This is a genomic window from Nisaea sp. (assembly GCF_040217065.1).
Taxonomy (GTDB): domain Bacteria; phylum Pseudomonadota; class Alphaproteobacteria; order Thalassobaculales; family Thalassobaculaceae; genus Nisaea.
This window is the reverse complement of sequence record NZ_JAVJNX010000009.1, coordinates 432,883-446,013: the sequence shown is the minus strand read 5'-3', so window position 1 is coordinate 446,013 and position 13,131 is coordinate 432,883. Positions and strand designations below refer to the sequence as shown.

Below are 13,131 nucleotides of genomic sequence, written 5' to 3'. Positions count from 1 at the left end.
GATGGCCAAAGCCGCGCGCAGGGCAAGCTGGATCACGGTCAGGCCGGAAGGCCTGCTTGTCGAGCCGGGCGGCTTTTATGTCGACCCGACCCGCGTGGTTGATCGTGCGGTCATCACGCACGGACATGCCGATCACGCCCGGCCGGGCCACGGTGCCGTTCTGGCGACCGCCGAGACGCTCGCCATCATGCGGGTGCGCTATGGCGAGGCTCCCTTCACAAGCGGCCAGGCGCTCCGCTTTGGCGAGAAAATCACCATCAACGGCGTGACGGTCTGGCTGGCGCCGGCGGGCCATGTGCTGGGCAGTGCCCAGGCCGTGCTGGAGTACCGGGGTGAACGGGTCGTGGTTTCCGGCGATTACAAACGCCGCGCCGACCGGACATGCGCCGCTTTCGAGCCTGTGCCCTGCGATGTCTTCATCACCGAGGCAACCTTCGGCCTGCCGGTGTTCCGGCATCCCGAGGACAGCCACGAGATCGCGACACTGATGCATTCCCGGGAGCTGTTCCCCGAGCGCTGCCATGTGATCGGCACCTATTCCCTCGGCAAGGCGCAGCGGCTGATTTCCCTGATCCGGGCCGCCGGATATGACCGGCCGCTTTATCTGCACGGCGCGCTTCTGCCACTGTGCGACCTCTATCACGCGCATGGTGTTTTCCTTGGCGATCTTCAGCCGGCGACAGCCGGAGAGAAGGGGCAGCCGCGTCCGGACCTGAAGGGCGAGATCGTGCTGGCACCTCCATCCGCCATCGCCGATCGCTGGGCCCGCCGGTTGCCGGACCCGGTGATTTGCATGGCGTCTGGCTGGATGCGGGTGAAGCAGCGGGCGAAGCAGGGCGGTGTCGAGCTGCCGCTGGTCATTTCGGACCATGCGGACTGGGACGAATTGCTGGCGACGCTGGACGATGTCGGCGCGCCGGAGGTCTGGGTCACACACGGCCGGGAAGAGGCGCTGGTGCATGCTGCCCGGCTGAAAGGCCTGGAGGCACAGGCGCTGCGGCTGGTCGGGTATGAGGAGGAGGGCTGATGGAGCGTTTCGCCCAACTGCTCGACAGGCTGCTCTATGCCCCCCAGCGCACCAGCAAGCTGAAGCTGATGGGCGATTACTTCACCCACGCGCCGGATCCGGACCGGGGAATCGCGCTTGCGGCGCTGGCAGGTGCGCTTGATCTGAAAAGCGCGAAGCCGGCCCTGATCCGGCAATTGGGCATGCAGCGGGTCGATCCGGAGCTGTTCGGCTGGTCGTACGACTTTGTCGGCGACCTCGCCGAGACCGTGGCCCTGATCTGGCCGGAACGGCCGACAAATGCCGCGCCTCCCTGCCTCGGCGAGATCCCGGACCAGCTCGATGGTCTCACGGCGACAGCGGCAGGTGCGCTGCTGGAGTGCTGGCTCGACACGCTGGATGCGACCGGGCGCTGGGCATTACTGAAGCTGGTCACGGGCGGGCTCAGGGTCGGGGTCTCGGCGCGTCTGGCCAAGACGGCGCTGGCCGAGGCCTTCGGCAGGTCGGTGGACGAGATCGAGGAGATCTGGCACGGGCTGGAGCCGCCCTATGACGCGCTGTTTGCCTGGCTTGAGGGGCGGGCATCGCGTCCGGACATGAGCGATCGCGCCGTGTTCCGTCCACTGATGCTGGCCAATCCACTGGACGAACAGGAACTGGAAAAGCTGCCGCTGGCGGAGTATGCGGCGGAATGGAAATGGGACGGGATCAGGGTCCAGCTTGCGGCCCGGGGCGGCGAGCGGCGGCTCTATTCCCGCACCGGCGATGATGTTTCCGCGGCCTTTCCGGACATCGTCGATTTCATGACGTTCGAGGGCGTGCTTGATGGTGAATTGCTGGTGCTCCGGGACGGAGAAATTGCCCCCTTCAACGACCTGCAGCAGCGTCTCAACCGCAAGCGGGTGACGGCGAAGATGCTGCAGCAGCACCCGGCGCATATCCGGCTCTACGACATTCTGTTCGACGGGCCGGAGGACCTGCGCGGGGCTTCGTTTGTGCAGCGCCGCGCGCGCCTGGAAGCTTTCTGGGAACGGGAGCTGCCGGTGCGCATGGATCTGTCCGAACTGGTTCCGTTCGACGGCATGGCGGCGCTTGAGGCGCTCAGGGCCGGCTGCCGGGATGGGCAGATCGAAGGCCTGATGCTGAAGCACAGGGAGAGTACTTATCAGGCCGGGCGGCCGAAAGGACCGTGGTTCAAGTGGAAGCGGGATGCCCTGACCGTCGATACGGTCGTCATGTATGCCCAGCGCGGGCATGGCCGGCGCTCGTCCTTCTATTCCGACTTCACGTTCGGCGCCTGGCGGGACGGTGAGGCGGGACCGGAACTTGTTCCTGTCGGCAAGGCGTACTCGGGCTTCACCGACGAGGAGCTGAAACGGCTCGACAAATGGGTGCGCGACAACACGGTGAACCGGTTCGGCCCGGTCCGCGAGGTGACACCGGCGCTGGTCGTCGAGGTGGCGTTCGACAGCGTGCACCGGTCTTCGCGGCACAAGAGCGGCGTTGCCATGCGGTTTCCGCGCTTTCACCGCATCCGCTGGGACAAGCCGGCGGAAGAGGCGGATCGTCTGGAAATCCTCGAACGGCTGATTGTCTGAAGAGATTTCTTCATCCGGTCTTTGCAAACCAAGCGTTTTCTTGATAAAGGCGGGTAACGTCTTGGAAAACCGATATGAATGACCGTGCAGCCGATCGCATCCTGTTCCAGCTGAAGACCCGGGGTCCGCAGACCATCGGCGATCTCGGCGCGCATTTCTCGATGACCGGGGAAGCCGCACGCCAGCATCTGGCGAAGCTCGCCGATGCCGGGCTGGTCGAGCCCGAGGACAGACGCCAGGGGCGCGGCCGGCCGCGACGCTACTGGATGCTGACCGAGACCGGCCACGCCCGGTTTCCGGACAATCACGCGCAGCTCACCGTCGAGCTTCTGCGGTCGGTGCGGGAGCTGTTCGGGGAAACCGGGCTCGATCGTCTGATCGACAAACGGCGCACGGAAACCCTCGACGCCTACAAGGCCGAAACCGGGAAGGCCGGAAGTCTCCCGGCTCGGCTCGAGCGGCTGACCGCGATGCGGGAGCGGGAAGGCTATATGGCGGCGTGGTCGCAGGCGGAAGACGGCTCGTTCCTGCTCGTCGAGAACCATTGCCCGATCTGCGCCGCGGCGGCTGAATGCCAGGGTATTTGCCGGGCCGAGCTGGAGCTTTTTCAGGATGTTCTCGGGCCGGATTGCATGATAGAGCGGACCGATCACATCCTCGCCGGCGCGCGTCGCTGCGCCTATCGGATCACGCCTCGATGAATCGCATTGACCGGAAGAAGGTTTCCGCCCTTGTCGGGTTGCGGAAGCGGGCCCCCATTGGCATCGGCCACAATATGGGCCCGCCGCTGAGCAATGCCTATCAGCTCAGATACTGGAAGAAGGCCGTCGCCAAGGCGTGGGAGCCGCCGCCGGACCGGCTGATCCTGCAGCGCCGACTCAAGCGGGCCGGGGAACTCGGCATGACCTATCGGGAATACATGCTGGAGATCCTGGAGCGCGGCAAGCATCTCTAGCCGGGCGCAGGCGGGTCTCTTTTCAGTTGAGATGATTCAACAGCTGGCTCGCTCCGTTGGAGATTTGCTCCGGGTTGCCGGAATTATCGACCAGGACATAGGCAGAATGCCTGTTTGTGAAAAGAGCGACCGACCGCCCCTCATATTCAAACGCAGTTGGCGGCGCTTCGCCGTCGTTCTTGTCGCGGGCGATGGCGAACAGCAGGATGCGGCCGAGCTCCGGGGTATCGAGCGCAATGGCGACACCGGGGCGTTCGGGCGAGGAGACCACCTGCACGTCGCGGACGATCCAGCCATCCGGCAATCTCGGCAGTTCGATTCCAAGCGCGCCGACAATTTCACTGGTGTCCAGGACGGTGCTCTCGGGCTGCGATACCATCCAGTGCCTCAGGTCGAGCGCTGCCTGGGCATCAAGGGCGGTTTCGACAAGCGGGTGGCCGCCGGCCTCCTCAAGGGCCTGCAACGCGACATGGGCCGCCCAACCTCCCGCGAAAAGAACCACCGCCGCTGCGACCGGCGCGATGCGCTTCATAACGCGTCGGCGCCAAAGTCTGTCCTGCAACTGGCGGGCTTCCGACAGCAGTTCCGCCGGCGGCGGGTCGGAGGGCGTCGAAAGTGCGAGCCGAAGTCCTTCGGTGTTGCGGGCATCGGCGAGTACCTCGGCCGCGCGTTCCGGTCTGTTGGCAAGGTAGTCGGCAACGGCATAGGCCCGTTCCGGATCCAGCTGTCCCTGCAGCAGGGCCTGCACGTCAGCTTCGATATCGCTGTGGTTATCGGTCTGCCTGTCCATCTCGCCCTCCTACAAGTCTGAAAGAACGCACCTTCCCGTCAGCACCGCTTTTCTCCTCGAAATCCCTCAACGCAGCCCGGGCGCGACCCACCCGGGACATCACGGTGCCGGCCGGCACGCGGAGTATTTCCGCTGCTTCCGCGACACTGAGCCCTTCCACGGCCACGAGATGCAACGCTTCTCTTTGTTCCTGACTGAGTGCGAGGAACGCATTTCGGAGCTCGGAGAGCCGGACCGCCATTTCGCCTGACGGTGCAACGAAGCCGGGTTGCAGATCTGTCCAGGCGCGCTCGCGCGCGGCCGTCGTCAATCCGCTGCGGCGTTCGTCGATGAAGATATTGTGCAAAATGGACATCAGCCAGACACGGACATCCGCGCCGTCGCGAAAGGTGGCGCGGCGTTCATGGGCTCGCAGGAACGCGGATTGAACAAGGTCGTCGGCCGCTTCGGCGTTGCGGGTCAGGACCCGTGCATAGCGCCGCAGGGGCTCCAACTGTCCGACAATGTCCAGATCATCAGTGCCCATGTTCTCTCAAACAGCCTCCATGCGGTCTTTTCATGTCGCGGCCTCGGCGGCGGGCATTGCCATCTTTTCGGGGGCCGGGTCGTTTCCACCGATAAGGTGGGCGTTCTCCTTGCGGATGCGGGCTGCCTCCTCATCATAGAGAAAGGGCAGGAAAGCATATCGCCGCCCCCGGGTGACCTTGCTGACCCTGTGCAGCAGCGTGCAAGAGAATACCACGGCGCCGCCGGGCGGTGCCTTGAAGCTGCGGGAACCATATTCAGGGAAATTCACCTCTCCGCCATCGAAATCGTCGTTCAGGTTCACTGAAACGGCGAAGCGGCGATGGGCTGTCCCCATGGTCGTATTGTCACGATGTGCCGAGAAATGGCCGCCATCTTCGGCGGCGTAGCAGGACACGATATACCGTTCCATCCGGGTCGCTTTGAACTGGTGTATTTTCGCTATCTCGGGAACGACACGGCGATGGAATCGCTTCTGCAGCGCCACGATCAGCTCCCGGTCTGCCAGGCAGTAATCCTTGCGCCGTTTGAATTTGTGATCCGTGACGCCCATCGTGCGGCCGTCGATCTCACGCATAAAGCCGCTTTCCTGGCCGCCCTGCGCTTCATACAGGTCGATCAGATGCCGGCACAGATCGGGTTCGAAAACTCGGGGCAGAAACAGGATCGGTGCCATCAATTCCGGCCCCGCGAAGCGTTCGGGTGGAGGCAGATTATCAAGAACGGAAAAGACTTCGACGAGATCGCTCTGGTCGTCATGGAACGGGATGGAGGCAATCACGCGCATGGTCGGGTCTATGATGACCCACTGCCGCGACAGCGGGAACTCTCCTGGAACAGGATGGGCGTCCGTCGGCACGACGCAATAAAGCTTCGAAGCGCGCAGGTCGAAATCCCAGAAATGCCGATAGCCGGGGGCTCGGTTTGCCACCCGGCTGTGGGTCTCGTCCTCAGGATCGATGCTGACGCCGAAAAAGGATGCCTGCGTGTCGTTGAAGATATCCGGGCGTTCATGGACAGCCCGGATGGCGGCCTGAGCGCGGGCATTGCCTGCGCTGCCGTAGAAACATAGTACAAGATACCGCCCGGCAGCCGAGTCAAAGGAGTAACGTGGGTTCTTTATGCTGCGCTGTATGAAGTTCGGTGCGGTGTCGCCAGGCAACAGGCGCGTTGCACCTGTGATTTGTAAGGAAAAGGTCATAATGGTGCATCCCGGTTTACTTGATTGGGATACGGAATCGCCGCCCTGTTTCATCCTCAAAAAAAATGAGGCGGGGAATATTTTTATCAGGATGACTGGCTGATCGGCGCGTCCGGCTCCATAAGGGCCGGGTGCCCTGAAAATACCGGCAGTGGAAATGGTATCCGACTGAAGCTAGCGGCCGCCGTTCTTTTTCACCATGCTGAAATTCTCTTCCACATATGCCATCAGCTCGGCGACGGATTCGTTCACTGTCCTGTCCGCCGTTTCGACCGTGACCTCCGGTGTCACAGGCTCTTCGTAGGGCGCTGAAACGCCCGTGAATTCCTTGATCTCGCCGGCCCGGGCCTTTTTGTACAGGCCCTTCGGGTCGCGCCCTTCGCAGGTGGCGACATCGGCGGCGACATAGACTTCATGGAACAGCTCCGGCGCGATCGAGCGGGCCCGGTCGCGGTCGGCACGGTAGGGGGAAATGAAGGCGGTGACGACCAGCACGCCGGCGCTGGCGAAGAGCTTCGCCACCTCGCCGACGCGGCGGATGTTCTCCACCCGGTCTTCCGGTGAGAAACCGAGATCGGATGACAGCCCGAAGCGGACATTGTCCCCGTCCAGCACATAGACCTGGTAGCCCTTGGCGAAGAGCTGCTGTTCCAGCTCGATGGCGATGGTCGACTTGCCGGCGCCGGACAGGCCGGTCAGCCAGAGTATGCCGCCTTCATGCCCGTTGGCACGGGCACGCAGCTCCGGTGTCACCCGGTGCTCGACCGCCGTGATGTTGGCCGAACGCACGTCGCTGCGGCTGCGCTGGTCCGGATAGCCTTCCATGAAGATGGTGCCGCCGCCGACCGTATCGTACTCGTCCACCAGGACGAAGCGGCCGGTCTTCGGGTTGTTGGAAAACTCGTCCAGGGCCAGCATGGAGCGGGCCCGGAGCGTGACCTCGCCGATGGCGTTGCGCTCCAGAGTGTCGCCTGCATGGGTCGTCAGGTTCTCGACGTCGATCACCGTCTCGATCGACTGCACCTCGACGGTCTGTTCGTTGGTGGCAAGCTTGAGTTTGTAGCGCTTGCCGACTTCCAGCGGTTTCCGGCCCAGCCAGAAGATGCGGGCACGGAAAACGTTGGTTTCGAACGGCGCATTCGCCTCGTGACTGATCATCTGGCCGCGTTCGATAAACAGCTGCTCGCTCAGCGTGATGCCAACGGACTCGCCGGCCGAGGCACTGACGGCCGCAGCGCTGCTGTTCCAGCTCTCGATGCTCTTGACCGTCACGGTCTTGTTGGATGGAGAGATCAGGACCGTGTCGCCGGTTCGGATGCGGCCACTCTCGATCCGGCCGGCAATGATCCGGCGCTCGTCGAACTTGTAGACGTCCTGAACCGGAAAGCGCAGCGGTCGTTCGGTCGGCAACACCGGCGGTGTGAAATTGTCGAGCACCTCGACGAGGGAGGGACCCTGATACCAGGGCATCCTTTCCGGTGCGCTGATCAGGCCCTGCCCCTCGCGGGCGGAGACCGGAACGATGGCGGACGCTTCCAGGCCGAGTTCCGAGAGATAGCTGCGGATTTCGGTTGTCAGTTCCTGAAAGCGCTCCTCGCGATAATCAGCAAGGTCCATCTTGTTGATAACGACCGCGACTTGCCGCACGCCGAGCAGGTGCAGGATGTAGCCGTGCCGCCGGGATTGTTCCTGCATGCCGTCCTTGGCATCAATCACCAGCACCGCCGCATCGGACAGGGCCGCGCCGGAGACCATGTTCTTCAGGAATTCCTTGTGGCCCGGGGCGTCGATGATGACGTAGTTGCGCCGCTGGGTATTGAAGAAGATCTGCGTCGTGTCGATGGTGATGCCTTGGTCGCGCTCCGCCTGCAGGGCGTCAAGAACGAAGGCCCACTCGACCGGCATGCCGCGCCGTTCGGACATGGCAATCACGGCCTCGGCCTTGCCGTCCGGCAGCGAGTTGGTCTCGTGCAGCAGGCGTCCGATCAGGGTCGACTTGCCATGGTCGACATGGCCGACGACGACAAGCTTGAGAGTAGGGATCTTGGAAGAAGCGTGCATTTTGGAACTCTTGACCGATCTGATGCGGCGAAGGGGGGCTTACATATAGCCTGCGGTGCGGAGCCGTTCGAAGGCGTCTTCCGCCTCGTGGTCCATGGCACGACCGCTGCGTTCGGCAATACTTGTGCCTTCAAGCTCGGTGATGATCTCTTCGATCGTGCTGGCCTCGCTCTCGATCGGATTGGTGATGTCCTGATCGCCGAGAGAGCGGTAGCGTTTGCCGTTTTTCGAAAAATACAGATCGACAATCGGAATGCCCTCGCGCTGGATGTAACGCCAGATATCCAGTTCGGTCCAATGCAGGATCGGGTGAATCCGGATATGGGTGCCGGGGGCGAAGTCGGTCTTGAACTGGTCCCAGAATTCCGGCGGCTGGTCGCGGAAATCCCATTCGGCATTCTCGCCGCGCGGGCTGAAAACGCGTTCCTTGGCCCGGGTTGCTTCTTCGTCGCGGCGGATGCCGGCGACCACGGCCTGCATGTTCTGCTCGGCAATCAGGCGTTTCAGCGCCTCGGTCTTGCGGGCGGCGGAGCGAGTGGCCGGCGGCAGTGTCGGATCAATCTCCTCGATCGGCGGGCAATCGCGGACAATGAGATTCACACCCCATTCGACGGAGTATTTCTTCTGAAAGTCGTACATTTCCGGAAATTTCTTGCCGGTGTCGCAAAACATCAGCGGAAACGGTACATGACCGAAGAACGCCTTGCGGGCGAGCCAGACCATGACGTTCGAATCCTTGCCGAGGGACCAGAGCATGCCCATGCGGTCGAACTTGTTAAAGGCCTCACGCAGAATGTAGACACTCTGCGCTTCCAACGCGTCGAGATGATCCATCGGGCCGGGTATTCCGTTAAAATCCAAGTGGAGCGCGGTTTCTAGGCGTCATATGGCATCTTGTCAAAAGTGCAGAAGAGGGCGGGGAATGATTTGCACATATCGGTCGCCATTTCACGATGCTTGAGGACAGTCCAGTCGGCAGACTTCGCCTTGGCCGCATTCTTTTTCCTTCTCAGGACTCTTCCCCGGAGAAATAGACGGCCTCGGCAAGGGACGGACGGTGCGGCGCGAGATCCGTCACCGCCAGACCTTCGGCTGCAACCTGATCCGGCAGAGGTTTGCCCTGCGCCAAAGCTGCCGATGTCATTCCCATGGCTGCCGAGGTCTGAATGCCGTAACCGCCCTGGCCGGCAAGCCAGAAGAACCCGTCCAGGCCGGGCTCGAACCCGACGACCGGTGACTTGTCACCGACGAAAGAACGCAGGCCGGCCCAGCGGCTGTGGAAGCGTCCGACCTTAAGGGTGGTGGCATTCTCGATTCGGTCAACGGCGATGGCGAGATCGAGATCCTCGGGCTGGGCATCCGTCGGCATGGATGGGGTTTCGTCTGCAGGCGAGCCGAGGAAACGGCCGCCTTCCGGCTTGATGTACCAGTCCTCATCGACATTCACGACCGCCGGCAGTACCTCCGGGTTGATCCCTTCCGGCGGATCGAACGTGAAGGCGGTTCGCCGTTTAGGCACCAGCCCGATCGGTTTGGCCCCGGCCATCTTGCCGATCTCGTCCGCCCAGGCGCCGCCCGCGTTGATGACGACCGGCGCGCGGAAGGTTCCGGCCCGTGTCTCGACCGTCCAGCCATCTGCCGTCCGTGTCAGTCCCTGGATCTCGGCATCCGTCACCAGTTCGCCGCCACTTGCCCGCATGCCGCGGATGAAGCCCCAGTGCAGGGCGTGGACGTCCATATCCATGTCGTTTGGATCGTAGAGGCCGCGCACGATCTTTGCCGGATCGATGGCCGGGAACAGCTCCAGCAGACGGTTGCCCTCGACGATTTCCGTTCCGCTGGCCTGGGCTGCCAGCTCCTCGTGCATCCGGGAGAGCGAGTCGAGCTGATCCATCTCGGCCAGAACAAGGGAGCCGCGCGGTGTCAGGATCGGATTTTCTGCAAAACCGGCCGGCGGGTTCAAGAAGAACGGCTTTCCCGCACGGTTCAGTGCCCGGATGGCTGCATTGCCATAACTCTCGATATAAAGCGCGGCCGATCGCCCTGTCGTGTGATAGCCGGGCTGGCTTTCCCGCTCCAGCAGCAGGACGGAGCCGTGCGGCGCAAGGAAATACGCGCAGGATGCGCCCGCCATGCCGGCGCCGATGATGATGTAATCCGCGTGACGGTTCGTGCTGGAGGTCATGTCGTGATCCACTTCGAGAAGGAACCCGAACCTACGCCGTGACTTTCCCCAATCTCAAGGCTTGTCCTACTTGTGCCGGCGGGGTTCGGCACAAGTTCCGCCGAGACCATTGACTTGACCGCCGTCTCCGCTGTCCGATCGAGGCTTGAGATCACAGGTACCGAAGGGATCGGGAGATGGCTGAGGCAGGGTTCGATATCGTTCTGGAAGGTGGCGAGGTTGTCGATGGCACCGGCGCACCGCGCCGGCGCGCGGATGTCGGCATCCGGGACGAACAGATCGCCGCCATCGGAGATCTTTCCGGGTCGCAGGCAGGCAGCAGGGTCGATGTCAGCAACCGCATCGTCGCGCCGGGCTTCATCGACGTGCATACGCATGACGACCGGATGTTGCTGTGCGAGCCCGATTTCGACATGAAGGTCAGCCAGGGTGTCACGACTGTGGTCGTCGGCAATTGCGGAATCAGTCTCGCACCGCTGGTGACAGACGTGCCGCCGCCGCCGCTGGACCTGATCGGGGACGCCGACTGGTACAAGTTCGCCACCTTCGATTCCTTCCTGCGCGCCGTCGAGCAGGCACCTGCGTCCGTGAACGCGGCCTTCCTGGTCGGCCACTCGACGCTCCGGGTCGGCACCATGGACCGTCTCGACCGGGGCGCGACCAATGAAGAGATCAAGGCCATGCGCGGCCTGCTGGAAGAGGGGCTGGAGGCCGGTGCCGTGGGTTTCTCAACCGGGCTGTTCTATGCCCCCTCGCAGAAGGCGCCAACCGAAGAGGTGATCGAGCTGTCCCGCAGCCTGAAGGCCTTTGGGGCCCGTTATGTGACGCACATGCGGAACGAATCGAATCATGTCATGGAGTCCCTTGAGGAGACTTTCACCATCGGCCGTGAAGCGGATGTCCCGGTGATCGTTTCGCACCACAAGGTGCAGGGAAAAGACAATTTCGGCAAAAGCTGCGAGACGCTGGCCTGCTTCGAGAAGCATATGCACAATCAGGATATCGGCCTCGACATCTACCCCTATGCGGCATCCTCGACGGTCCTGAAACCCGATGCGATCGCGCTCGCCGAGAAGGTGAAGATCACCTGGTCGAAAGCGCGCCCGGATCTGGCCGGACGCATGCTGTCCGACATTGCCACGGAGTTTGGCTGCGACATCTTTGAGGCGGCCGAAATGCTGCAACCGGCCGGCGCGATCTATTTCAGCATGAGCGAGGAGGATGTGCAGCGCATCCTCAAGTTCAAACATGCCATGATCGGCTCCGACGGGTTGCCGCATGACGAGTTCCCGCATCCCCGGCTCTGGGGCACATTTCCCCGTGTGCTGGGCCATTATTGCCGCGATCTCGAGCTGTTTCCGCTGGAGGAGGCCGTGCGCCGGATGACCGGTCTTTCCGCCGACAAGTTCGGCCTGAAGGGACGGGGACTGATTGCCGAAGGCAATTTTGCCGATATCTGCGTGTTCGACGAGAAGACGGTGATTGACCGGGCGGATTTCGATAACCCGACCGCACATTCAGGCGGGATCGAGAGCGTGTTCGTCAACGGCCGCATGGTCTGGGGCGCGGGCGCCCATACCGGGGCACGCCCGGGCAAGGCCCTGCGCCGGGGTATGGGACCGCTTGCCGCCTAACGCGCCGAAATGTGCACCAGGAAGGAAACAAAAGTGAGTGATACGCCGAAAACACTGCTCCAGATGGCGGGTGTGCCGAATACGCCGCCGGCCATGGAAGAAGCGGTTCTGTTGCTGATCGATGCACAGAATGAGTATGTCAGCGGCGCTCTGGCATTGCCGGGGGCGGCACCCGCAATCGACGTCCTGGAAGCCGTGCTGGCCAAGGCACGGGCTGCAGGGACTCCGGTGGTGCATGTACGTCACAAAGGCAATCCGGGCGGGGCGTTCGATCCTGAGACGGACCGGTTTGAGATCATCGGCGCGGTCGCACCGGAAGCGGGCGAGGAGATCGTCGACAAGAAACTGCCGAATGCCTTCGCCGGCACCAACCTTCAGGCTGTCCTTGAAGCGACCGGACGCAAGAAGCTGATTATTGGTGGCTTCATGACCCACATGTGTATCAGCTCGACCACCCGCGCGGCACTCGATCTCGGGTGGAGTTCAGCGGTGATTGCGGATGGCTGCGCAACCCGCGCGTTGCCGAGCCCGACCGGCGGCAAGGTGGTCGATGCCGAGATGCTGCACGAGGCCAGCCTGGCCGGGCTGTCGGACCGGTTCGCAGTTATTGCGCCGGGCTCCGCCTTCTAGGAGCCGCGGGGGCCTATTTGAAATAGTGCGCCTTGAGGCTGTTGGTGATGGCGATGAGCTGTGGGTCGCTCATGCGTTCGAACTGTACATGGACGCCATGCTCTGTGCTGCTCACGACCCGCGCTGAGATCTTCCCGGCCTCTGGAATGTTCAGCTCGATCGCCGTGTCCGGGCGCATCGGCCATTCGGCGACGATATAGGCGCCGCCGATGGACAGGTCCTGGATCGCACAATCGACTTCCTTGCCGTCGATCCGGAAGATGGAGATATCGCGGCGCGGTTCTCTCAGGTCGCGCCGCCGGTCTCCGTCCTGCGGCAGGTCGACAAGCAGCCGGAGCGCGCTGACTTCGTGCAGCAGGTCGGCGATCTGGGACGCCATGTTTTCGTCCTCGACCTTACCGAGCAACCGTTCGGCTTGCCCCTGGATGCTGGAGAGCCCCTCGGAGAGAGTCTTCGTTTGGTCGGCATGTCGATCAGGCATGGTCGCTACCTCTCACTCTGGTGAGATCATTGATCTACCCGGAGTGAGTATTCGCGTGTTTTCCC

General features: G+C 62.8%; 13 protein-coding genes. 6 read left to right on the top strand and 7 right to left on the bottom strand.

Going from position 1 to position 13,131, the window contains the following annotated elements:
- The first annotated feature begins 1 nt into the window (after nt 1).
- From RH950_RS14415 to RH950_RS14400, 4 genes are all read left to right on the top strand, one after another.
- Nucleotides 2-1,027, top strand: a complete 1,026-nt coding sequence (locus RH950_RS14415) for a ligase-associated DNA damage response exonuclease (protein ID WP_350057920.1) — start codon at nt 2-4, stop codon at nt 1,025-1,027.
- On the top strand, nt 1,027-2,604 hold the full coding sequence (locus RH950_RS14410; RefSeq protein ID WP_350057918.1) for a cisplatin damage response ATP-dependent DNA ligase: 1,578 nt from the start codon (nt 1,027-1,029) through the stop codon (nt 2,602-2,604). Before RH950_RS14415 ends, RH950_RS14410 begins: the two co-directional genes overlap by 1 nt.
- A gap of 74 nt (nt 2,605-2,678) precedes the next feature.
- Complete coding sequence (locus tag RH950_RS14405; RefSeq protein WP_350057916.1) at nt 2,679-3,305, top strand: helix-turn-helix transcriptional regulator; 627 nt, start codon at nt 2,679-2,681, stop codon at nt 3,303-3,305.
- The gene (locus tag RH950_RS14400) at nt 3,302-3,559 is read left to right on the top strand and encodes a hypothetical protein (protein WP_350057914.1); all 258 of its coding nucleotides are present in this window, start codon (nt 3,302-3,304) and stop codon (nt 3,557-3,559) included. The genes RH950_RS14405 and RH950_RS14400 overlap by 4 nt, the downstream gene beginning before the upstream one ends.
- A 22-nt stretch (nt 3,560-3,581) precedes the next feature.
- Here the strand turns inward: RH950_RS14400 and RH950_RS14395 are convergent, their stop codons facing one another.
- The 6 genes from RH950_RS14395 to RH950_RS14370 form a co-directional block, all read right to left on the bottom strand.
- Nucleotides 3,582-4,349, bottom strand: coding sequence for an anti-sigma factor family protein (locus RH950_RS14395; protein ID WP_350057912.1), 768 nt, complete (start codon nt 4,347-4,349; stop codon nt 3,582-3,584).
- Nucleotides 4,330-4,875, bottom strand: coding sequence for a sigma-70 family RNA polymerase sigma factor (locus RH950_RS14390; protein WP_350057910.1), 546 nt, complete (start codon nt 4,873-4,875; stop codon nt 4,330-4,332). The genes RH950_RS14395 and RH950_RS14390 overlap by 20 nt, the downstream gene beginning before the upstream one ends.
- Nucleotides 4,876-4,905: 30 nt before the next feature.
- Entirely contained in the window at nt 4,906-6,129 is a 1,224-nt protein-coding gene (locus RH950_RS14385; RefSeq protein WP_350057908.1) for a 2OG-Fe(II) oxygenase, read from the bottom strand.
- A gap of 120 nt (nt 6,130-6,249) precedes the next feature.
- On the bottom strand, nt 6,250-8,136 hold the full coding sequence (gene cysC / locus RH950_RS14380) for an adenylyl-sulfate kinase (protein ID WP_350057906.1): 1,887 nt from the start codon (nt 8,134-8,136) through the stop codon (nt 6,250-6,252).
- A 39-nt stretch (nt 8,137-8,175) separates the two neighbouring features.
- Nucleotides 8,176-8,970, bottom strand: coding sequence for a sulfate adenylyltransferase subunit CysD (gene cysD, locus RH950_RS14375; protein WP_350057904.1), 795 nt, complete (start codon nt 8,968-8,970; stop codon nt 8,176-8,178).
- A 175-nt stretch (nt 8,971-9,145) separates the two neighbouring features.
- The gene (locus RH950_RS14370) at nt 9,146-10,321 is read right to left on the bottom strand and encodes an NAD(P)/FAD-dependent oxidoreductase (RefSeq protein WP_350057902.1); all 1,176 of its coding nucleotides are present in this window, start codon (nt 10,319-10,321) and stop codon (nt 9,146-9,148) included.
- Nucleotides 10,322-10,497: 176 nt separating this feature from the next.
- Between RH950_RS14370 and RH950_RS14365 the strand changes: the two genes are divergently transcribed.
- Both RH950_RS14365 and RH950_RS14360 read left to right on the top strand, forming a co-directional pair.
- Nucleotides 10,498-11,955 carry an N-acyl-D-amino-acid deacylase family protein gene (locus RH950_RS14365; RefSeq protein ID WP_350057900.1) on the top strand — a complete coding sequence of 486 codons (1,458 nt, stop codon included), beginning with the start codon at nt 10,498-10,500 and terminating at the stop codon, nt 11,953-11,955.
- 33 nt (nt 11,956-11,988) lie between these two features.
- A complete protein-coding gene (locus RH950_RS14360) occupies nt 11,989-12,585 on the top strand; it encodes a cysteine hydrolase family protein (RefSeq protein WP_350057898.1) in 597 nt (198 codons plus the stop codon).
- Nucleotides 12,586-12,598: 13 nt separating this feature from the next.
- Here RH950_RS14360 and RH950_RS14355 read toward each other — a convergent pair whose 3' ends face one another.
- Entirely contained in the window at nt 12,599-13,066 is a 468-nt protein-coding gene (locus RH950_RS14355; RefSeq protein ID WP_350057896.1) for a PilZ domain-containing protein, read from the bottom strand.
- Nucleotides 13,067-13,131 lie beyond the last annotated feature (65 nt).

Bases quoted from the DNA above. Each gene is read 5' to 3' on its own strand.
- RH950_RS14415 (WP_350057920.1), top strand. From the start codon at position 2: ATGGCCAAAGCCGCGCGCAGGGCAAGCTGGATCACGGTCAGGCCGGAA.
- RH950_RS14410 (WP_350057918.1), top strand. From the start codon at position 1,027: ATGGAGCGTTTCGCCCAACTGCTCGACAGGCTGCTCTATGCCCCCCAG.
- RH950_RS14405 (WP_350057916.1), top strand. From the start codon at position 2,679: ATGAATGACCGTGCAGCCGATCGCATCCTGTTCCAGCTGAAGACCCGG.
- RH950_RS14400 (WP_350057914.1), top strand. From the start codon at position 3,302: ATGAATCGCATTGACCGGAAGAAGGTTTCCGCCCTTGTCGGGTTGCGG.
- RH950_RS14395 (WP_350057912.1), bottom strand. From the start codon at position 4,349: ATGGACAGGCAGACCGATAACCACAGCGATATCGAAGCTGACGTGCAG.
- RH950_RS14390 (WP_350057910.1), bottom strand. From the start codon at position 4,875: ATGGGCACTGATGATCTGGACATTGTCGGACAGTTGGAGCCCCTGCGG.
- RH950_RS14385 (WP_350057908.1), bottom strand. From the start codon at position 6,129: ATGAAACAGGGCGGCGATTCCGTATCCCAATCAAGTAAACCGGGATGC.
- cysC (WP_350057906.1), bottom strand. From the start codon at position 8,136: ATGCACGCTTCTTCCAAGATCCCTACTCTCAAGCTTGTCGTCGTCGGC.
- cysD (WP_350057904.1), bottom strand. From the start codon at position 8,970: ATGGATCATCTCGACGCGTTGGAAGCGCAGAGTGTCTACATTCTGCGT.
- RH950_RS14370 (WP_350057902.1), bottom strand. From the start codon at position 10,321: ATGACCTCCAGCACGAACCGTCACGCGGATTACATCATCATCGGCGCC.
- RH950_RS14365 (WP_350057900.1), top strand. From the start codon at position 10,498: ATGGCTGAGGCAGGGTTCGATATCGTTCTGGAAGGTGGCGAGGTTGTC.
- RH950_RS14355 (WP_350057896.1), bottom strand. From the start codon at position 13,066: ATGCCTGATCGACATGCCGACCAAACGAAGACTCTCTCCGAGGGGCTC.